The following is a 20,707-nucleotide window of genomic DNA, read 5'->3' as shown; positions in this document are numbered from 1 at the left end:
ATGGCAAACCGGTGGGTCCGCCGGCTCGCTACCATACTGCTGCTGAGCTGCGCCTGCATCCAGGTGCCGGCACTGGCCGATCCAGCGCTTGATCAGTTTTATGCCGCCGTGCGTACGCGGGATATGGACAAGGCGGTTGCGATCATCAAACCGCTGGCAAGCCAGGGCAACGCCGAGGCCCAGTACCAGCTCGCAGCGCTCTATCGCGCTGGTACAGGCGTCCCGAAAGACCACGAAGCCGCGTTCCACTGGCTGCAGAAGGCTGCTGACCAGGGACATGCCCAGGCGCAGTACAACCTTGGCGTCATGTATGAAAATGGCTGGGGCACGGCCACCGACCCAGCAACAGCCATGCAGTGGTACCGGAGCGCGGCGGACAACGGTCATTCCATGGCGCAACGCAAGCTTGCGGCGTCCGCACCGGAAACAGCGGACACGCCGGCACGTGCGTCCGACCCCGAATCCCTGCGCCGCGCCGTCATCAAGGCCGACACATACACCGTCAAACGTGCCCTGGCAGCCGGCGCCCGTGTCGACGAACAGGATGAATACGGCAATACCGTACTCATGGATGCCGCCGAACGCGGGAATGCCACGGTATTCAAGCTGCTTGTAGCCGCCTGCAAGCAGCCAAACCTGAAAAACAAGGGTGGTGAAACCGCATTGCAGATCGCAGCCCGCAATGATCATGCCGACATCGTCAGGATGTTGCTCGACGCGGGCGCTGACATCAATATGACAGATGCGGAAGGCAATTCCGCGCTCATGATCGCCGCGGGCAAGGATCATGCTGCCGTAGCAAAAACGCTGATCGGGAAGAACGCCAGACTCGATGTAAAAAACCGTGACGGCCTGACTGCAGCCGATATCGCCGATCGCAAGCAGCATAAAGCGATACTGGACCTGTTGGCCGCTCGTGGAGCAGTGCCGGAAAATCGTGTACCCCAATCACGGGCATCGGCCGCGGCCCTGCTGGAACTGCAGAAAAAGCGGGCACAATCCGGGAGCGCGGATGCCGGTCAGATGCCGGCACTGATTGAGGCAGCCTGGCGCGGCAAGACGGATATCGTACGCGAACTCATCAGGCAGGGCGCTGATATCAATGCGCGGGACAAGGAAGGCTACAGCGCACTCTCCCGCGCCGCCTGGAAAGGTAATCACGATGTGGTATCGATACTGCTCGAATTCGGCGCAGGGATCGACAACAGACTCGGTGACGGTACCACCACCCTCATGCTCGGTGTCCTTTCCGGCGACAGCAAGACCGTGCTGCAGCTGCTTGATCGGGGTGGCGACATCAATGCCGTGCGCACGGACAACTGCAGCGCCCTGTACCTCGCGGCGCGGAACGGCGACGCCGAACTGGTGCGGACCCTGCTCGCCCGCAAAGCCAACCCCGACATTGCCGACAATGACGGCAAAACAGCGTTGATGCAGGCAGCCCGCAACGGCGACAGTGCAAGCGTGCAATCCCTGTTGCAAGTCCGCGCTGACATCGACCGGACGGACAAACAGGGACGATCAGCCCTCTGGCACGCCATCGACAGTAGGCAAACCGGGGTCGCTCGCCTGCTCACCGGCAAAGGCGCCAACACAGAACTCAAGGACAGCAAGGGTAATTCCCTGCTCGCCATTGCGGCCGCACGCGCCGATGCCGAGACCGTGGAATTGCTGCTGGCCCGCAAGACCGATGTGCACTACCGTACCAGCGACGGCAACACCGCCTTGATCCTTGCTGCTGAAGCAGGCGACGACCGGGCCGTCAGCGCACTGATCAAGGCCGGTGCGAAACTCGATGTCAGGAACAATATCGGCGAAACTGCGCTGATGCTTGCAGCATCACGTGGCCATGCCGCCGTCGTAAAGACACTGCTGGCCGCAGGTGCCGATCTGCGCATCCGCAACAACAATCGCGAACATGCGCGCGACCTTGCCACCAAGGCAGGTCGCGACGAGATCGTCGCAATCATTGACCAGTACAAGGCCGGCAAAAAATCGTTATCTGATTGGTTTTAGTTGATCTGAATCAACGTCTAGAAAAACGGCGTTGTGCAACATATATCCATGTTGTGGCCAAGTGCCGGCAACATCTCCCACACACTCCGCGGACCTCTGGTCCGCGTTTTTTTATCCACACCCTGTCAATCTGTCAGCAGGGTAACGGCTTCATTCGGCACTGCTGACATCATGGAAGATGGATTCCAGATCGCTTTCCCAGCGTTGGAAGAACACTGGATCAATTGCGTCACCGGCGATCCCGGCGTAGACGCCCGGGTGGATTGTCACCAGGACTGTCTGCTCACCTTCGGCGAAGATTGAAATCTTGGGCGGCAGATAGGGTATCAGCTGCGGCGCCTTTTCGGTCAGCATTCTGATCTCGTCGGGCTTACCGGCGAAGACGATCCGGTATTTATCCGTCTGGTAACCCATACCGGTCAGCCCGATATCGATACGCTGAACGCGCGACACCGTGTAACCGTGCGCCCTGATCGACTCCTGCAGCACCAGCATGGTCTCAGGAAAGGGTTGCTGGGATCGCGTCATGATGATCTCCTGGGCAGCGACCTGCTGTGTCAGCACAAGCAGCGCCCATGCCAGTAACATGTTCAAACGGTACATATTCATAACGTCGCCTCTTCAAGGATTGCCTCGTAAACACCACGCATGCGCTTGCAATAGTCATCGAGCTCATCATTGTTGAACAGGTGACTGAGATATTCCGGATTGGTGGCGCTGACAATGACCCGGCCGTCAGTCTCCGTAACCGTGACCAGGCAGGGAAGAAACATCCCCACCCGCGGATCCACCGCCAGTGCATCGAACAGGAACTTGAAATTGCAGAAATGCAGGATCATCTGCCGGGGGTTCTCCTCACCCTCCGGCACCAGACCGTGTTCGAGCGTATCGGTCCTGATGAGGATGAAGTTCTGACTGGTTATGGCCTGCTTGACGTTTTCCACTGTGTCCTCGAGCGAATAGGGTGATTCCGCCGTCAGTACCGGTGATTCGCCGGCACGAAACTCGTGCTTACCCGTGGCGCCGCCATCGAACGTACGAATAAAATTTACCAGATCGCCGATATCCTGCTCGGAAAGCCCCTGCGCCAGGAACGAACGCATGGGTGTGCCCTCCCGCCCGTACTGCAGGGTGTGCCTGATCATTTCATCCGATGCCGCGGCCAGGAAGCCGCTATTGTTGAGCGCCGGCGCAATGATGGGCAGGTCACGGTGACGCGAGAACGTGACCCCGGTGCCCTTGCCGCCTTCGCCCTCGGCACCGTGGCAGGCAGCGCAATAGGTCGCGAACAATGACTTACCGTGCACCGCATCACCCTTGACCGCCCCTGCCGGATACACCGGCGCAGGCTTGTCGGACCATTGCCGGATAAAGCGGATAATTGCCTCGACCTGGGCATCACTCAGCGCGGCAAATGCCGGCATGACCCGCCCCGGCCTGCCATGCCGTATGGTCTGGTGCAGAAAATTGTCATCAATGCTCTCGAGAAACGAGGGCAGCGAGAGCGGAACCCCGACTCCACCACCGCCTTTGTCGCCATGGCAGGCTGCACAGTTGGCAGCATAAAGCGCGGAACCATCGGGCGCCGCCATGAGCGTCGCACTTGATGCCAACATTAATACTATAAGAATCATTCGCATACCGTGCCCTCGTGGTAAATCCGGACATGCTGTTACCGGAAAATCAGTTATTCGGCATCTGGCTATTGACTTATAAGTTGTTTGCTGAATAATAATATAGTGATAAAGATACTTTCTTCTTGACACAGGTCAATATATATATTTGCACCATGCGTCAGAATATCGTTGCCTAATATCACTAGAGCATTTGTCTTCACAGGAGGTTACACAATGAACAGCGTTAAAACAGTTCTGGCCGCAGCTGCAATCGCCGGCCTGTCCGCTCTGCCGATGACTTCAGCCAACGCCTGGTGGGGCGGTGGTCCTTGGGATGACGGCTGGGGCAGTGACTGGGGTCCGTTCGACGGTGATGGTTTCGGCGACTTCGACATGAGCTTCAGCGGTGGTGGTCGTGGTCACGGTTATGGCCGTGGTTATGGCTATGGCCGCGGTTATGGCTATGGTGGCCCATACGGTTGGGGTGGTTACGGCCCCTACGGCTACGGTGGTTACCCGGGTTACGGCTACGGCTATGCGCCCTACGGCTACGCCCCGGTTGCTCCGGCTCCCGCCGCTCCGGCTGCAGAAAGCAAGTAAGCACACCTGACACCGGCATGCACATGGATGTGCATGCAGCGGTGGAAACACAAGTGTGTCTGATGTATAAACAGGCCTGGTTTCCAGGCCTGTTTTCTTTCCATCACCCGGCGTACACGCAGAGGTATCAATGAAAGTACATCGACTGGCTTTGTTTCTCGTCCTGTTCTCCCTGTCAGCAGTCACCACCGCAGCACCCTTCCCGCCGGGCTATCCCGGCAGCTTTCCCAGACACAACGCCGACAAGCTCGCCTCCAGCAGCCCCGACGCCATCGTCAAAGCCGGCGTCAACAAGCTGACTAAGTTTATCCGCAGCGGGCGCGCTGAAGACCGGGAACAAGCGCTTGCCTTCATGACAACCGAGGTCGAACCCTATTTCGATTTCGAATACATGACCCGCTGGGCCGCCGGACCAGCTTGGCAACAGATGTCACCGCAGCAACGCGCCTTTATGCAGGACCAGCTGAAAAAATCCTTCATGAACACGCTGGCATCAAAACTTGTGACCTACACCGACCAGCCCATCCGCTACTTCACCCCACGCGGTCAGGACGGCAATGATGTACGTGTCAGTGCCTGGATCATGCAGCCGACCGGCATACCGACCAAGCTGGAGTTCCGCTTCTATAAAAACGGAGACCAGTGGAAGATCTTCGACGTCAAGGCGGAAGGCACCAGCGCCGTGGTCTATTATCGCAAGCAGTTCCGTCATCTGATGCAGCCTGAACTGGCACGCAGCTACTAGCCTCAGCGGCACCGCCCGCCGGCTTCCGGCGGGTGGACAGCCGCGCCCCTCCTGCCACTCTCCCCCGACCCGCCGTCCGCGCCCTCCAGGCGCCGCAAGCATGCCGTTCACCTACGAAGGCCTTGGCGCAGGTGTCGCCCCAGCCCGCACCGACGCGGAAGCGACAGCTCGGTCATGCCGGGCGCTAAGTTGCCGTCACCTGATCGCTGCACTCCACACCCGGCAGGTCCCGCCAGGAAGCCCCTGACCAATATCACCTAAACCGCCCGGGAAGCAGCCGCTTGGTGGCGCCCCGACGCCGGGTTCACCCCGATCCACCGGGACGCGCCACGTAAAGCCCCTGCGGCGACACCCTGCGTGGCACAGGCACTCAATAACGACGGCCGGCATGCCGCTATATGCTAGAGTAAACCCCGCATCCGACCTACCGGCAGTGGCAAGACCGGCCGGATGCGTGCGGGTTCCTGAACCGGCATAGCGCAGAGCAGGCGCTGCCCATTACCGATTTCTCAGGAAGGTAACCGGCAATGACACCGTACACTAAGACACTGATTGGCCATCTCACACGTGTTGAGGCCGGCTCGCTGACCGCAAGACTGCTGGACGCCAGCGAGGGGCGCCTGCCACGCATATCCATCAAGGGTGAACTGGATCTCAGCGGTCAGCCCGGCTCCTATGTCTCGATCGTCCAGGGCGATATCAAGCTCCTGGCCGTTGTCACCTCGATCAGTGAAGCGCCCGCGGCAAACGGCTCCGGCACCAGCAAGAACATCAACCTCATACCGCTGGGCGAGATCAACACCGGCGGCGTGTTCCAGAACGGCATCAAGAATTACCCCGTAACCGGCGCGGAAGTGCACAACATCACGCGGGACGAGATGGAGTCCATTTTCGTCAAATTCCGCGCCCAAGGTTATGCCGTCGGCGTTTCATCCGCCGACAACTCGATCGATGTGTGTCTGGATCCGGCCGCCCTGTTCGGACGTCACATGGCCATTCTCGGCCAATCCGGCGCCGGCAAGTCATGGACAGTCGCCAACCTGCTGCAACGCGCGGTCAGGCGCATGCCCAAGGCTCACATCATTCTGCTAGACCTGCACGGCGAGTACAGCTGGGAGGATGAGAGCGGCGTCCGGCAGTGCTCCTTCGATGAACAGACCACGCGATATATCGACGCTCGCGACCTCGAGATACCCTACTGGCTCATGACCTTCTCCGAGCTGGTCGACCTGCTGATCGACCGCCAGGACGATTCCGCCTCATCGCAGATAGCCTTCCTGCGCGACTGCGTGCAGGATTTGCGCAACAAGTCCAACAAGGATCTCGGCATCGGTCACATATCGATCGATTCGCCGGTCTATTTCTCGCTCAAGGAACTATATGGCTATTTCGAGACGGCGAACAAAACCACCTCGAATTTCGGCAAGGAGAAGGGCCCTCTAGCAGGGCTGTTCGACCAGTTCCTCATGCGCCTGCAGAGCCGCATGAACGACATGCGCTATGACTTCCTGCTGAATCCGAGACACCGCGTCTCGTCGGATACCCTCGGCGGTTTGCTGCGCGATTTCGTCGGCCTCGGTGAGCCCAAGGCACAACTCACCATCATCGATATGAGCTCGGTACCATTCGATGTGCGGCCGGTGGTGACAGCACAGATCGGTCGACTTGCCTTCGAGTTTAACTACTGGAACCCGCGCTACAAGGAGTTTCCCCTGCTGCTTGTCTGCGAGGAGGCGCACGCCTACATACCGCGCGAGGGCAACGTCCAGTACCGGGGCACACTGCGCACCATGCAGCGTATCGCGAAGGAAGGACGCAAGTACGGCGTCGGCATGGCGGTGGTTACCCAGCGCCCGCATGATCTTTCCGAAACTGTGCTGGCACAATGCAGCACTTTCGTTTGCCTGCGCCTGACGAACCCGGATGACCAGGAATACGTCCGCGACCTGGTCCCAGAGGCCGAACGCGACCTGATCGACATCCTGTCTTCGCTCGGCCAGGGCGAGGCCATGATCATGGGGCTCGCGGTGCCACTGCCGACCCGTGTCCAGCTGTTCAAACCCGATCCGCCGCCCAACAGCTCCAGCGTCGATTTCTTCCGGCACTGGTGTACCGGCCCCATGGACCTGGATGTTGACGATATTGTGGATCGCTGGCGCCGCCAGGACCGGTTACATCGCTAGTCGCGGCTAGCCGGTCGCCTCTTCTTCCCCGATCAGGTCCTCGTATCCGATCAGGCGCAGGATCTGCTCCCTGGCCGCCATGCCGTCCTGATAGCCGAGATCGAGCAGTTCCTTGCAGAACGGAGCATCGAACATCAGGTAGCTCATCAGCGGCCGGCCCTCGCGTGTCAGCGCACCGATGCCCTTGAGCAGAATACGCACGGAGCGGGGAAAATTGCTGATGTACTTGGCTACGATATCGCGCACGTCCCGGCTCGGCGATATGACCAGATAATCGATCTGGCGCAGCTGGGTCCCGCCGTAGACAACGCGCTTTTCCTTGGTTTCTGTAATGGTGTGGTTAATGCGGCGCATGCGCTCGATATCCGCATCCAGGCTGTCCATGAACAGGCTGTCGAAAATGTAACCCGAAATCTGCCCGAAGGTGGGGTAGCGGATGTCGCGTTCATCGTCCGGCGGCAGATCCTGCCGGGTATTCTTGACACCGATAATCAGCAGGCGATTCGCGCCGAGGTGCAATGCCGGGCTCAGCGGCGCAGTCTGCCGTATGGAACCATCGCCGAAATACTCGTTACGCAGCTTGACCGCGGGAAACAGGACAGGTATCGCCGATGACGCCATCAGGTGATTGAGCGTGAGTTCGGTCGGCTGGCCGCGCCGGCGGGTGCGCTTCCAGGGCACCAGGTCGGCGACACCCTGGAAAAAGCTGACCGAGAGACCGCTGGTATAACCGGACGCCGTCACCGATATCGCCCGCAGCGCACCGCTGTCAATCGCCTGTTGAATACGGGCGAAGCGGATATGCCGTTCCAGCAATTCGCGCAATGGCGTGTTGTCGAGTACCGACGCTGGCTGCTGCTTGACCAAACCGCCAAGCAGAAAGGTCGTTGCCCAGCGCCAGGCACTGACCAGTGCGGTCCAGCCATCCACCCTGAAAACCTTGCCGACGTGAAAATTGGACCAGATGCCCCAGAGCCGGTCCACGCCTTCGCGAAAGCGAGTGGCACTGCTCGCCAGCAGGACTGCGTTCAGCGCGCCCGACGAAGTTCCGCAAATGACCGGAAACGGATTCTCCACGTCCTCCGGCAGCATGTCGGCAATGGCCTTGAGCACGCCCGCCTGATAGGCATTACGCGCCCCGCCACCAGGCAGAATCAAGCCAGTGACCTGTTTTTCCTGCTTCTTTTTGAAGGAAAGCCAGTACATGCCGTGGACAGCGCATCCCCCCACACATTACGAGCATATCGGCCTGCCAGGCCATTTTATAATGAAAAATCCGGCAAATAGCGATCCACAAAGCGGCACGACCGCAGTCTAGGTGACGGTGATTTCCCGCCCCGACACCAGCACGGACGACACGGTCAGAGCGCGCCACCTGTCGCAACACATTCAAGATGCAGATCGATCCCGCGCGCGTTCGACCGGCACCGGCAGTTGACCTGGATCAAAACCAGGCCGTGTGCGCAGACAATATACTTTTCCGCCCACAGCCAAGCCCATCTGCCTGCGCGCGCGAGGATTTCATCATGAAGGCCGGAGAACTCTGCAACCGTGACGTCGTCACGGCAACACGAGACATGTCCATGCTGGAAGCCGCCCGGCTGATGCGCGAACATCACGTCGGCTGCCTCGTCGTCGTCGAGGAAGCTGCCGGACATACCAGACCGACGGGCATCCTGACCGACCGGGATATCGTGATAGAGGTGATCGCCAAGGATGTCCCGACCACGAGCGTCATGGTGGGCGATGTCATGACCTACACCCTACTGAAGGTAACCGAGGACGAAAACGTCTTTGACGTTGCCCAGCGCATGCGCTGCCGCGGGGTGCGGCGCGTACCGGTTATCAGCAATAACGGTGATCTCGCCGGCATCATCGCGCTGGATGATCTGCTTGGCCTGCTCAGCCAGGAACTCTCACTGCTGGCCACGATCACCACACGCGAGACAGAACAGGAAATTTCCAAACGCTCGCAGCCCTGCTGAGTGCAAGCTCCGGGACGCCGGTTCGTCGCCGGCGCGCATATGCTGACCCGCCCGGCCGTCCCACTGACGGCCGGGCCGATCGGATACAGCTTACTGCGGCGCCCGGTAGGGACCCGGTGCCGACCCCATGGGCAGCAGGTAGGGATTGGGTATTCGCGGCGGTGCCATCGGCGACACGTGATACGGCGCCGGGGACGGCGTATCGTCCGCGCTGCCGAACAACTCGGCGCGATGCTCTTCCATGTAGGCACGACGCTCTTCCGGCGTCATGTCTTTCATGCCGGCCCGGAAGGAAGTGAGCTTCTTGCGGCGTTCCGCAGCTTCCTTGCGCTTTTCCTCGTACCGGTTCGCTGTATCGATTTGCTGCTGAAGTGCCTTCTCGAGCAATTCTTCGTTGTGCTGAACCAGATAGTTGTGCTGTTCTTCAGCTCGGTCACGCATGGATTCCAGGCGCGTGATCTCACGTGACTGACGGTCTTCCTGTTCTTTCAGGTACGCGTCCATCTGTGTATCCAGGTAGCGCTGTTTGGCCTCGCGCCGCTGCCGGGCCTGCTCCTGGCGTGCCTCGCGCTGCTGCTGCATGGCCTCGCGGCGAGCTGCCAGGCGTGCGCGCATCTCCTCCTGGTGCTGCAGCAATTCCGGGTCGAGCTGGTTCTCCGCCGGAGCCGGCTCACCGTCTCCTGCCGTCATGCCGGCATCGGTCGCGTCCGACTCGACGGCTGTCTCGGCAGCTGCAGCGGCAGCTTCGCCCGGCTGGGAATCCGCTCCGGCGGCTGTCGCAGCCGGCTCGGCCGGAACGGCTGCCGCTGGCACCTCTGCTGCAGCGGGTGCCGCGGCCGGTTCGGCCGGAGCGGCAGGAGCGGCAGGAGCGGCAGGAGCGGCAGGAGCGGCAGGAGCGGCAGGAGCGGCAGGAGCGGCAACCTGCACAGCATCCTCGGCATAGACCGGCGCCAATGCAAGTATTCCTGACAAAGCAATTATTAAGGGCTTCAGCGACATAAACTTCTCCTCGTGTTCTTATTTGACTGTCATGTTAGATCCGGCAGCACAGCGGCAACCACAGACTGGTCCCGAACCTGCACCACCGGATATTCCTTATGTGCAGCAGTGCTGCTGCACGCTGCCGGCTACCACGGCATGAAATTGTTCATGAAGTCCATCGGACGACCCATGTTGTTCATTTCACGACGCATGATGTCACCGGTAACATTCATGAGCTGCATATTGCGGTTTACCTCGGCCATGGACGCATTCATGCCACGCATATTGACCAGCATGGGCTCCAGGTGTTCCAGTGCATCCATCTTCTTCGACATGTATTCAACGGACTCCGACATGTTGTGTACACGTCGCGTCATGGTACGGATGTTTTCCGACAGGTAGATGACGCTCTCCGATATATGCGTAAGGTTCTTGCCCATATCGGGATCCATGCCCTGCGCCAGGACATGGATATCCTTGCTCAAGGTATAGATCAGGAAAAAGCCGTAGGCAGCGAGCACCACGAATGCCAGCATAGCGGGGTAGACGATCAGTTCCCATCGACGTGCACTGGCTTCGAACGCATTCGCAAAACGGTCCATGGCATCGCCATCGATCACGACGTCGCGGCTCTTGCTGTCATCATTCTGCTTGTCGATATTTATTATCTTGTCACTCATACCCATGCACCATAAGAGGCAATGTATGCGCCCGCAACCATCAGGAATGGCCGGCTCACGACACAGCAGGATAATTAATATGCCTTATTTCCGGCCCAGTCAAATAACAGTCAGGTAACAATCTGTTTACCAAAGGTTTAGACGACAATATCCGGATCACGACGCAGCGTTCCCGCCTTACCCTGTAACGGCATGATTTAGAAGATTTTCAGTAAAAATCCCGTTACAGCGACGCGGAGGAGGCGCCGGCCTCGCGTCCTTGGATGCGCGGCGCATGCGGTAACGACGGCCGCCCGGACCGGCGCGCACGGCCGGCGTTGGATATATCCGCAGCCATGCAAGTCATCGCTGCGCCACGCGCAGGCTGCTCCTGCGCACCATATCCTACGGCTGTCACACCCCGTCTATCGAGCATTCTATATCTGCTGAACAAAGGTCTTGATTTGCATCAACAGGCATGGAATTGGCTGGCGCGTGACCTTGCGCACGCACCTCCCGGGAGCATGCACACCGCGACCAAGATATGCATTTATATTTATATCATGCGGTTAGAAACCGCCCTTGGGCCAGACATGCGGCGCCAGCACGGGACAGGCACCACAGCGACAAGCTTGATTTGGGTCAAGGACTGCCGTCCGACCCGCTTTAAACTAGGGATGGTTTGGTGCCGACAGTGTCAACGGCAGCAGGTTCGCCGCAGCATAGGGCGAACACGGCCAGGACGGGTAACACAGGGGAGTATAGGCTATGACCTCGGCTGTCAGTCTGATATCGGCTGCATTGCTGCTGCTGGCGCTCGCGCTATTCACCTTCCTGCTCATGGCCGCGATCGTCTTCAACTTCAAGGCCGGCATACGCTACCGCAAGGCGTTGGCACGGCAACTCGAGAATTTCCGCCTGTCGAAGATGCTGACCGCGTTGGGGATCGATATTGACGAATACCTCAGCACCGAACGGGTGGTCGATATCCATACTCACATGCAGCGCTGCGGCGCCTGTGAGAATGTCGGTGAATGCGACGAAAGACTGGCCGGCGGCAAGCTGACCGACGACGACATCGGCTTCTGCAATAACGAGGAGTCACTCCAGCAGATCGCCCGGGCACGTGCAACGGGCAAGCCTACCGGCGGCTGACGCCCTGGCTCAGGCGACACCGGGCAAACTGGCGCGCTCGGCCCGATGGGAAGGGTCCTGCAGCGCCGGCGCTGCCTCGGGGCCCAGCCGCGACACCTCCGGATGGGCCAGCCTGCTTGCCGGGATGATGACCACGCGAAACCCCAGCCTGATCGTCTGAGCGGGCTCGAACAGGCCGGGAAACTCCCGGTACAGCGCCTGGAAGTGCAGCGGATTGATGTACACCACGTTTGGCGCAACACCATGAATACGCTCGAATTCATACGCCTGCCCCAGGATATGGCTCAGCATGATCACCTCCTTTGTCCAGCCCGCTGCACTCTGGCAGCGGCAGCCTGCAACGAGGTTACAGCCAGATGAATCTTTGGTTACGGCCAGCATCGGCGATCACACCGCCATGCTCACGGGCTTACAAATCAAGGCCGTCAGGATAGACTCTTTGTTCAACAGACTAATGTACGGGAGATGAACATGCAGCACATTATCGAAGTCGAGAACATCAAGTGCGGCGGCTGTGCCAATACCATCAAGACCAAGCTGGGCGCACTACCCGGCGTCAGCGCTGTCCAGGTCGATATCGAACACGGCCGCATCACCCTGGAAGCCCCCGCGGAAAGTCGTGCCAGTCTTGTCGAGACGCTGCTGGCCAGCGGCTATCCGGAGCAGGGTTCGGTCGAGGGTATCAAGGCGGCGAAGGCGAAGGCGAAATCCTTCGTCAGCTGCGCCATCGGACGGATGGGTTCCTGAATCATGCACCACGATCCCGTGTGATGGGGACGCTAGAGCTCGAATGACTGATGTAATTCGGGTGTTTCTACCCGTGCAGCGCCAAGCAAGCGGCCGAATGCCGACATGCTGTCCTTTTCCCCGTGCACCAGAAAGGTCACATCCGGGTTGCCGGTTGCGCGATGCCATCTCAGCAGCTCCTGCTGCCCGGCATGGGCGGAGAAGCCGCCGATGGTGAAGATCTCCGCACGCACGGCATAATCCTCGCCGAAGATTGTCACGTTCGCCGCGCCATCGATAATCTGCCGTGCCAGCGTGCCACGCGCGGCATAGCCCACGAATACGATGCTGCTGCGCTCGCGCCCGAGATTGTGCTTGAGGTGATGGCGCACACGCCCGCCGGTACACATACCGGATCCGGCCATGATCACGGCTCCGCCGTTGATCTGGTTGATCGCCATCGATTCGGCCGTCTCGCGGGTGAAATGCAGACCGGTAAAATCGAACGGGTCCCCGCCGCTGCTGAAGAGAGCGCTGGTCTGGCTGTCGTAACATTCCGGGTGGCGGCGGAAGATCTGCGTCGCCGAGATCGCCATCGGTGAATCGAGAAACACCTGCAGGAATTCCGGGAGCTTGCCCTGCTCCTTGCCGGCGTGCAGGTAATACAGGATCTCCTGGGCTCGCTCCAGCGCAAACGTCGGTATCACGACATTGCCACCGCGCCGCGTAGTGGTGTTGATGGCGTCGTACAGCTCCGCCACGGACGGCTCCAGCTCCTTGTGCGGACGGTCGCCGTAGGTCGTTTCCATGACCACGACATCGGCCGGCGGCGGCTGTGCCGGGTCGCGCAGAATCGGTCGCCCCTGCATCCCCAGATCGCCGGAAAACAGGATCCGGCGCCGGTGGCCGTGCTCATCCGCTTCCAGGAGGATGCAGGCGGAACCGAGGATATGGCCCGCGTCGATGAACGTTGCCCGTAGCTCCGGCGTTAGCTGCAGTGTCTGTCCGTACACCGCCGTCCGGCCGAAATTCTCCAGCGCGTTGAGCGCATCCAGCACGGTGTAGAGCGGGACGGTCTCCTCGCCCCGCCTGCCGCGGCGGTGCGCCCGGCGATTGCGGTAACGCGCCTCTTCCTCCTGCAGGCCCGCCGCGTCCATCATCACCAGACGGGCCAGTTCGCGGCTGGCGGCCGTGGTGATGATCTCGCCGCGGAAGCCGCGGTTCACCAGCAGCGGGATGCGGCCACAGTGGTCGAGATGGGCGTGGGTGAGCAGCAGGTAATCCACCTCCGCCGGATCGAAGCCGAAGTCGTTGGCGTTTTCCTCGACCAGCTCCCGGCTGCCCTGATACAGCCCGCAGTCCACCAGGATGCTTTTACCGGCGCATTGCAGCAGATGGCAGGAACCCGTCACGCCCTGTGCGGCGCCGTGGAATGAGAGCTTCATTTGTCCGTCTCCGGCGGCAGCAGCGGTTCGCCGCAACGTTCGTACCAGTCGGTGATGCCCTGCCAGGCCTCCTCTGCGGTCTCCGCGAACCAGAAGATGTCGCGGTCCTCGCCGTCGATGACCCCTTCATCAGTCAGGAACTCGAAATCGACCACGCGCTGCCAGTAATCGCGACCGACCAGCACCACCGGCAGCGGCCGGATGGTGCGGGTCTGGATCAGCGTCAGCGCCTCGAACAGTTCGTCCAGCGTGCCAAAACCGCCCGGAAAGGCCACCAGGGCGCAGGCACGGCGCATGAAATGCAGCTTGCGCAGGGCAAAGTAACGGAAACGGAAGCACAGTTCGGGGGTGATATAGGGGTTCGGGTACTGCTCGTGCGGCAAATCGATGTTCAGACCCACGGTCTTGGCGCCCTGCTCGAACGCGCCCCGGCACGCCGCCTCCATGATACCCGGCCCACCCCCGGTCATGACCACCAGACCGTTGCCGTTCTGTTGCGCGCCGGAGCGCGCAACCAGGTTGCCGAATTCGCGCGCGAGATCGTAGTAACGGCTGTTGTCCAAGACACGCTGGGCGACTTTCAGCCGCTGGCGCAGCTCCGGATCATGTGGTCGCGCAGCGAGCGCCTGCTCCAGCCGCTCGACCCGACGCCGCGCCGCGGCAGGCTCGGGAATGCGGGTACTGCCAAAAACCACAACCGTATACCGTATCGCATGCTCGGCCAGCAGGAGTTCCGGCTTCAGGTAATCCAGGTGCAGACGCAGCCCGCGCGCCTCATCCCGTTCGAGGAAATCCACATCCTGGTCCGCGCGCCGGTAGCTTGGCGACGCGAGCAGCGCCCGGATACGCTCCGGTGCATGCGGATCCTCCTCGCCGGTCTTGGGATGGCATTCCGGCAGGGGCTCGCGCCGGTAATGCGGATCGGGCGGTAACGGTATATCCGGTACGCGCTTGTTCGAATCACTCATTTCTGGTCCTGTATCCACCGCAAGCTGTGTGACCCGGCCGCGTCGCCGGTCCGGGTCCGCCGTGATCACCGGAAGCCGCTGTCAGCATACCCCATCCGGGTTGCCTGTGGTTGACATGCATCAACGCAGCGCAGTCGCCCGGGCGGTCGCTGCTGCCCAACCATGTGACTACGGATTAATCCGGCCGGGTCAGTCGGGCAGGCCACAGTGGTGCAGATGCGCGGTGACTCCCGCTTCGCCCTTGAGGAACAGCCGGAATTCCAGACCGCAGTGATAGATATCGTCGTGCACGTGGACGACATAGACGGCCCTGGCCTGCACCATTACCGCCACGTCGCTAGCGCTGTCCGCAGGTATGGTGAAACACACCTGCACCGTCCCGGGCTGTCCGTCTGCGCCCCTGCGTCGCTGCGAGGCAAGCAGCAGCTCAGCCAGGGTGCGGTCACCCTCGATACAGGCACCGGTACGCGACAGGTCGGCAATACGGCCCTTCACCTCGGCGCTGCCGACATGCAGGGTCGCCGCAAGCCCGCCCGGCAGCCGCCGGGCAGCGCGCCGCTCGGCACGGCCGCCTGAACCGTCACGGGACTCCGTCATGCCACCCCCCTGTCGCGCCGGCCACCTTCCACGATGCCGGCACAGCCTCTATCGACTTCCAATCTCACAAGCTGAACCGCTCGGCCTGCGCCTGCCGCTCTGCGCGCGGACGAACTCCAATCAGTGTGGCGGGAACTTGCGCAGAATCCGGTCCACCAGGTCGTTGATCATGTCGGTCAGGCTGTCCGGCGTGGCGCCGTCAGCCAGGCGCCGGCTGTCCGAACCGCGCCAGAGCAGGGTGTCATCGCCCGTGCGCAGCATGTCTATGGTCAACACGCCTTCATCGTAGCTGTTCACGTCATAACCGGGAAAGCCGTAGCCGAAACCGAGCATCGAGTGCCGGCTGAAGGTTCCGATCCCGACCGAGAAACCGGTATCGGCGGATTCCAGTCCGGCGTGCGTAGTCAGCTGCCAGGTCAGATTCGCGTCCGCGTCACCGTCGGTGACGGTGTATCCCTGCGCCGCCAGGTGATCACGGATGGCGTGTGCAATCCGTGCCTCGACCAGCGGACTGTTGATGCGGGTATCACTGCTGCCCGGCGTAGCCGGCGGCACGAGCCGGAACGAATGCAGTGTCGAGAAATCGTAATCCGAACGATAATCCACATTCGTGGTCGTGGCGCAGGCGCCCAGCAGGGCTGCCATGACGGCACCGGCGGTCATTTGCAGCAAGCGTGTCAACCACATGCCAGCCTCCTGTTCACGAAATGTCGAATGTTGAAACACCCTGGCCATGACCGCCTGCTGCGGCGCCCACACGCGCAGGCATCACGGCAGCCCGCATTTCCTACTCTGCCTTAACGCGTACACCGTCCCCGATCCGGTCGTCGGGATGCAGGATAACCGCTGCTCCTGCCTCCAGCCCTGCCAGGATCTGGGTCGCCAGACCGTTGCTGCGCCCGGTATCGACCTTACGCAGGCGGGCCCTGCCGTGATCTATCACATACACCGACCAGTCCGCGCCGACCCGGAACAGCGCGCTGGCCGGGAGCTGCAATACGTCCTGCTCCTGCCAGAGCTGGAACGTCGCCTCGACCCGGTAGCCGTCACCGAGCTGCGCCCACTCGGTGCGCGGGGAACCCAGATCTGCAATCACCCAGACCCGCTGCTCCTCGACCCCGAGCGCGGAGATCTTGGTGAAACCCGTGGGCTCGACCGTACGGACCACGGCAACCAGCGGCGCCGGGCCGCCCCAGCGCAGGAGCTCCACCCGTGTGCCCGTGCGGATGCGCACCGCGTCCGCCGACAGCACGTCTACCGCCACCTCCAGGGCCGCCGGATCGCCGATCTCCATGAGCGGCTCACCGGTCGCGACCACGCCCTCGCTTTCGTGATGGACTGCGAGCACCCGGCTGTCGACCGGGGCCTTGATCGCCACCGCCTCGTGCGCATCGGCCGCCGTGTCGGAGACCGTGTAGCGCAGCGCGGTCTCCGCCGCCTCGAGTTCGTAGCGCGCGACCTCGACTGCGAATTCCGCGGAACGCAGCGCCGCCGCGGCCTGGCGCGAGCGGGTCTCGGCCTGGTCCAGTTCCTCGCGTGAAACCAGCGCCTGCGCCTGCAGCTGCTGCTTGCGGGCATGGTCACTGCGCGCGAACTCGGCCTCGGCACGCGCCGCGGCAGCCTGCTGCCGGGCAGCGTCGACGCTGGCGCGCGCGGCTGCCACCTTGGCGTCGGCCAGCGCGCGGCTGCGCACGTCGAGCACGTCCGGGCGCAGCGGCTCCAGGACCGCGACGGTTTGACCCTGTTGCACCGCGTCGCCGACCTTGAGGCCGATGCGCTGCAGGTAGCCTGCCACCGGCGCAGACATCACGAAGCGATCCTTGACCCGCGTCATGCCCTCTTCCTCGACGGTCACGGTCAGCGGCGCCCGCTGCACGCTCGCACGCTCGACCAGCAGCGGCGCAGGCCAGAAACCCCACGCCAGCGCAGCGGCGATGGCTACGGCCAGCAGGATAAACCCGGTTGTTCTCGTCACTAAGACCATATGACAGCAGCCCGTTCACTCGCGTGTCTTCAGCACACCGATCAGGTCCAGACGGTTGAGTTTACGCCAAAGCAGCAGCCCGGACACGAGCGCCGAGCCCAGCACCACGCTGGCGGCGAAGGCAAACGTGTCCGCCTCCAGTACCAGCGGGACACGGTACAGATCCGAACGGAACGCGCTCGACAGGTAGGCACACAGCGCGCGGCCGAAGAGATAGCCGAGCGGCAGGGCCAGCAGGGTGGCCAGGGTCAGTTCGCCGAGCAGGATATAGGCGACCTCGCCACGGGTGAAACCGAGCACCCGCAGACTGGCCAGTTCGCGGTCGCGTTCCGACAGCGCGATGCGCGCACTGTTATAGACCACCCCGAAGGCGATGGCGCCACCCAGCACGGCCGCGACGAAGGAGAAGAACAGGATGGTCTCCTCCATCGTTTTATGAAAACTGCGGATCGCGTTTTCGCGCACGACCAGGCCGGCCACGCGCGGCATGGCGTCGAGCACGCGGTAGATGCGGGCGCTGTGCAGTTCATCGATATCCAGAAAGACGGCGTTGATCGCGTTGCCCTCCTGCAACAGGCGGTTCAGCGTCGACCGCTGCATATACGCCGCAACGCCAAGGTATTCGCTGGTCAGCCCGGCAACCGGCACCTCGAATACCGGCCGGCCGCCTTCCAGCACCTCAACCGTCAGCAGGTCGCCGATCTGTATCGCCAGCAGTTCGGCGAGGAAGTCGGTCAGCACCACGCCCGCCGCCGGCAGCGCGACGCGCCGCAGGTCGGCATCGAGAATCCGGCGCAGCTTCCCGTCCGGCTCCATCCCCTGGACGCTGCCCCGGTAACTGCGCTGACCGTGACGCAGTCGCGCCGGCACCACCCGCATGCCCTCCGCGTACTGCACGCCCTCGATGCCGGTGAGCGAGTACAGCGCGTGCTGCGAGCTCGGCTCGGTCAAGGTCACCAGGAGGTCCTGGGTCTGGCTCATGGCGTACTGCACGTCCACCATGTAGGTCACGGCATCGCGCTGGAAATTCGCCACCATGACGATGCCGCAGGCGGCGGCAATACCGCCAACGGACAGCAGCGTCTTGAACGGCCGACGCTCGATATGACGTGCGATCATGCGCGTCGGCTGCGACAGCAGGTGCTGCAGGCCCAGCCGCTCAACGAGCGTACGGCGGTAAACGGTCGGCGTCTCCGGTCGCATGGCCTCCGCCGGCGGCAGCCGCACGGCCCGATATACCGCCAGCACCGTGCCGGACATCCCGGCGGCAAGACTCACCAGTGCCGCCATCCCGACGATGTAGCCATGCAGGTGATACTCGGTAAACGGGAAGCGGTAGAATTCCATATACAGCGAACTCAGCCCGCGCCCCATCCAGATACCGACAGCGACACCACCGGCCAGTCCCAGCAGGATGATCAATACCACCAGCGCCGCGTAATGCATGCCCACGGCCAGGTTGCTGTAGCCGAAGGCCTTGAGAATCGCGATCTGGTTGCGCTGTGTCGTTACCAGCCGGGTGATGACCACGTTAAGCAGAAACGCGGCCACACCCATGAAGATCACCGGAAACACCGCCGCCATGGTCTCCAGCCCCTTCAGTTCCTCGGAGAGAAAGCGATGCGAGGTCTGGTCGCCGCGGCCAAAGGCGCCCTGACCGCCGTAGCGCGCCAGCACGCGATCGATGCGCTCGATGACATCAGCGGCAGGGGTTCCCGCCGTCAGCCTGAAACTGGCGTCGTTGAAGGCCCCTTCCATGTTGTACGCGGCCGCCAGCGCGGTGCGCCCCATCCACAAGATGCCATAGCGCTCGAAATCGGGAAACACCGCACCCGGCGCAATCGCATACATGTACTCGGGTGACATGGCTATGCCGACGATGGTCAGCTGCTTGCGCCGGCCGTTGATGGTCGCCGTCAGGACGTCGCCCGGCCCGATGCCATGCGCCTCAGCAAAGGAATCGTTGACCAGCACCTCGTCGTCCCTGCCTGCCTCTACCAGGCGGCCGCGACGCAGATGCAGGCCATTGAGTTCCGGCTCGCGCCCTTCGGGCACCGACACCAGGGTACCGACCACCGGGTCCCCGAAACCCGGCACCGCCAGGCGTGCGGCGGCGACCACGCGGGTCTGCACGCGTTCCACCCCGGGTATGTCCTGCAGGCGGCCGCTGACCGCTGCGGGTGCCCGCTTCAGCGTCGCGAACACATCCGCGAAACGCTCCTCGCGATAGTACCCGTCACGCGCGATCAGCAGCGTGTCGTAGGTCGACAGCGACATGACGAAGGTCGCAACCCCGCCGATCTGCACCAGCGCGATCGCCAGTACCATGCCGCGCATTCCCCACAGGTCGCGCCACAACTTGCGGTTCAGAGCGCGCACGCTACCAGCTCAGCCCGGCTGCCGACCTGCGCGTCGCATTGCGCTCCACGGCGCTGATACGGCCATCCATGATATGTACGACCCGATCGGCCATCTCGGCGATCCCGGCGTTGTGCGTGATCAGTGCCGTGGTGGTGCCGAGTTCACGGTTCGCACGCTCCAGCGCCTCCAGCACCAGGACGCCGGTCTCCGAATCGAGCGCGCCGGTGGGCTCGTCGCACAGCAGGACGGCGGGATTCTTGGCGATAGCGCGCGCGATGGCGATGCGCTGCTGTTCGCCGCCGGAGAGCTGGGCCGGGAAATGATCCATGCGATGCTGCAGCTTGACCAGTGCGAGCGCATCCTCGGGCGTCATCGGGTGCGGCACGATCTCGGTGACCGCTGCCACGTTCTCCCGCGCCGTAAGGCTCGGCATCAGATTGTAGAACTGGAACACGAATCCCACGTGATAACGGCGGTACTCGGTCAGGCGCCGCTCATCGGCATGGGTAAGATCCTGATCGCGATAGAACACCTCGCCAGCCGTGGCCGTATCGAGCCCGCCGAGGATGTTCAGCAGCGTGGACTTGCCGCTGCCGGAGGGACCGAGCAGCACCATCAGCTCGCCGGCGAAAAGATCGAGGTCGACGCCGCGCAGGGCGTGCACCTCGACCTCGCCCATGTGGTAG

General features: G+C 62.1%; 20 protein-coding genes. 7 read left to right on the top strand and 13 right to left on the bottom strand.

All coding sequences use genetic code 11. The features are described 5' to 3' along the window. Positions 1–2,016, top strand: coding sequence for an ankyrin repeat domain-containing protein (locus R3F42_04885; GenBank protein MEZ5541361.1), 2,016 nt, complete (start codon positions 1–3; stop codon positions 2,014–2,016). Between the two features lie 150 nt (positions 2,017–2,166). Here R3F42_04885 and R3F42_04880 read toward each other — a convergent pair whose 3' ends face one another. Together R3F42_04880 and R3F42_04875 are read right to left on the bottom strand one after the other, a co-directional pair. Continuing rightward, positions 2,167–2,544, bottom strand: a complete 378-nt coding sequence (locus R3F42_04880; GenBank protein MEZ5541360.1) for a DUF302 domain-containing protein — start codon at positions 2,542–2,544, stop codon at positions 2,167–2,169. Between the two features lie 77 nt (positions 2,545–2,621). Beyond that, positions 2,622–3,782, bottom strand: a complete 1,161-nt coding sequence (locus R3F42_04875; GenBank protein MEZ5541359.1) for a c-type cytochrome — start codon at positions 3,780–3,782, stop codon at positions 2,622–2,624. Between the two features lie 84 nt (positions 3,783–3,866). On the opposite strand from R3F42_04875, the gene R3F42_04870 reads away from it, so the two are divergent. The 3 genes from R3F42_04870 to R3F42_04860 all read left to right on the top strand — a co-directional run bounded on the left by R3F42_04870 (position 3,867) and on the right by R3F42_04860 (position 7,160). After that, positions 3,867–4,232 (top strand): sulfur globule family protein, encoded by a 366-nt coding sequence (locus R3F42_04870; GenBank protein MEZ5541358.1) that lies wholly within the window; start codon positions 3,867–3,869, stop codon positions 4,230–4,232. 130 nt (positions 4,233–4,362) lie between these two features. Then, complete coding sequence (locus tag R3F42_04865) at positions 4,363–4,977, top strand: ABC transporter substrate-binding protein (protein MEZ5541357.1); 615 nt, start codon at positions 4,363–4,365, stop codon at positions 4,975–4,977. 527 nt (positions 4,978–5,504) lie between these two features. Next, positions 5,505–7,160 (top strand): helicase HerA-like domain-containing protein, encoded by a 1,656-nt coding sequence (locus R3F42_04860; GenBank protein MEZ5541356.1) that lies wholly within the window; start codon positions 5,505–5,507, stop codon positions 7,158–7,160. A 6-nt stretch (positions 7,161–7,166) separates the two neighbouring features. Here the strand turns inward: R3F42_04860 and R3F42_04855 are convergent, their stop codons facing one another. Next, on the bottom strand, positions 7,167–8,366 hold the full coding sequence (locus R3F42_04855; GenBank protein ID MEZ5541355.1) for a patatin-like phospholipase family protein: 1,200 nt from the start codon (positions 8,364–8,366) through the stop codon (positions 7,167–7,169). 320 nt (positions 8,367–8,686) lie between these two features. Here R3F42_04855 and R3F42_04850 point away from each other — a divergent pair, with 320 nt between their 5' ends. After that, a complete protein-coding gene (locus tag R3F42_04850; GenBank protein ID MEZ5541354.1) occupies positions 8,687–9,145 on the top strand; it encodes a CBS domain-containing protein in 459 nt (152 codons plus the stop codon). Between the two features lie 90 nt (positions 9,146–9,235). Here R3F42_04850 and R3F42_04845 read toward each other — a convergent pair whose 3' ends face one another. Next, the gene (locus R3F42_04845) at positions 9,236–9,835 is read right to left on the bottom strand and encodes a hypothetical protein (GenBank protein ID MEZ5541353.1); all 600 of its coding nucleotides are present in this window, start codon (positions 9,833–9,835) and stop codon (positions 9,236–9,238) included. A gap of 437 nt (positions 9,836–10,272) precedes the next feature. Further along, positions 10,273–10,806, bottom strand: a complete 534-nt coding sequence (locus R3F42_04840) for a hypothetical protein (GenBank protein ID MEZ5541352.1) — start codon at positions 10,804–10,806, stop codon at positions 10,273–10,275. Positions 10,807–11,553: 747 nt separating this feature from the next. Here R3F42_04840 and R3F42_04835 point away from each other — a divergent pair. Continuing rightward, a complete protein-coding gene (locus tag R3F42_04835) occupies positions 11,554–11,940 on the top strand; it encodes a DUF6455 family protein (protein ID MEZ5541351.1) in 387 nt (128 codons plus the stop codon). Between the two features lie 9 nt (positions 11,941–11,949). Here R3F42_04835 and R3F42_04830 read toward each other — a convergent pair whose 3' ends face one another. After that, entirely contained in the window at positions 11,950–12,231 is a 282-nt protein-coding gene (locus R3F42_04830; protein MEZ5541350.1) for a hypothetical protein, read from the bottom strand. A gap of 180 nt (positions 12,232–12,411) precedes the next feature. Between R3F42_04830 and R3F42_04825 the strand changes: the two genes are divergently transcribed. Continuing rightward, complete coding sequence (locus R3F42_04825) at positions 12,412–12,687, top strand: heavy-metal-associated domain-containing protein (protein ID MEZ5541349.1); 276 nt, start codon at positions 12,412–12,414, stop codon at positions 12,685–12,687. Positions 12,688–12,719: 32 nt separating this feature from the next. Here R3F42_04825 and R3F42_04820 read toward each other — a convergent pair whose 3' ends face one another. The 7 genes from R3F42_04820 to R3F42_04790 form a co-directional block, all read right to left on the bottom strand. Then, positions 12,720–14,111, bottom strand: coding sequence for an MBL fold metallo-hydrolase (locus R3F42_04820; protein ID MEZ5541348.1), 1,392 nt, complete (start codon positions 14,109–14,111; stop codon positions 12,720–12,722). After that, positions 14,108–15,079, bottom strand: coding sequence for an LOG family protein (locus R3F42_04815; protein MEZ5541347.1), 972 nt, complete (start codon positions 15,077–15,079; stop codon positions 14,108–14,110). Before R3F42_04815 ends, R3F42_04820 begins: the two co-directional genes overlap by 4 nt. Positions 15,080–15,268: 189 nt before the next feature. Next, positions 15,269–15,676 (bottom strand): PilZ domain-containing protein, encoded by a 408-nt coding sequence (locus tag R3F42_04810; GenBank protein MEZ5541346.1) that lies wholly within the window; start codon positions 15,674–15,676, stop codon positions 15,269–15,271. Positions 15,677–15,796: 120 nt separating this feature from the next. Beyond that, positions 15,797–16,363, bottom strand: coding sequence for a DUF4136 domain-containing protein (locus R3F42_04805; protein ID MEZ5541345.1), 567 nt, complete (start codon positions 16,361–16,363; stop codon positions 15,797–15,799). A gap of 100 nt (positions 16,364–16,463) precedes the next feature. After that, on the bottom strand, positions 16,464–17,651 hold the full coding sequence (locus R3F42_04800) for an HlyD family efflux transporter periplasmic adaptor subunit (protein ID MEZ5541344.1): 1,188 nt from the start codon (positions 17,649–17,651) through the stop codon (positions 16,464–16,466). A gap of 24 nt (positions 17,652–17,675) precedes the next feature. Further along, complete coding sequence (locus tag R3F42_04795; protein MEZ5541343.1) at positions 17,676–20,039, bottom strand: FtsX-like permease family protein; 2,364 nt, start codon at positions 20,037–20,039, stop codon at positions 17,676–17,678. Position 20,040: 1 nt separating this feature from the next. Then, complete coding sequence (locus R3F42_04790; protein MEZ5541342.1) at positions 20,041–20,700, bottom strand: ABC transporter ATP-binding protein; 660 nt, start codon at positions 20,698–20,700, stop codon at positions 20,041–20,043. Positions 20,701–20,707 lie beyond the last annotated feature (7 nt).

It is taken from the genome of Pseudomonadota bacterium (genome assembly GCA_041395565.1).
GTDB lineage: Bacteria > Pseudomonadota > Gammaproteobacteria > UBA9214 > UBA9214 > UBA9214.
Note: the sequence above shows the minus strand (reverse complement) of the source record. Positions and strands in the feature narration are given on the sequence as shown.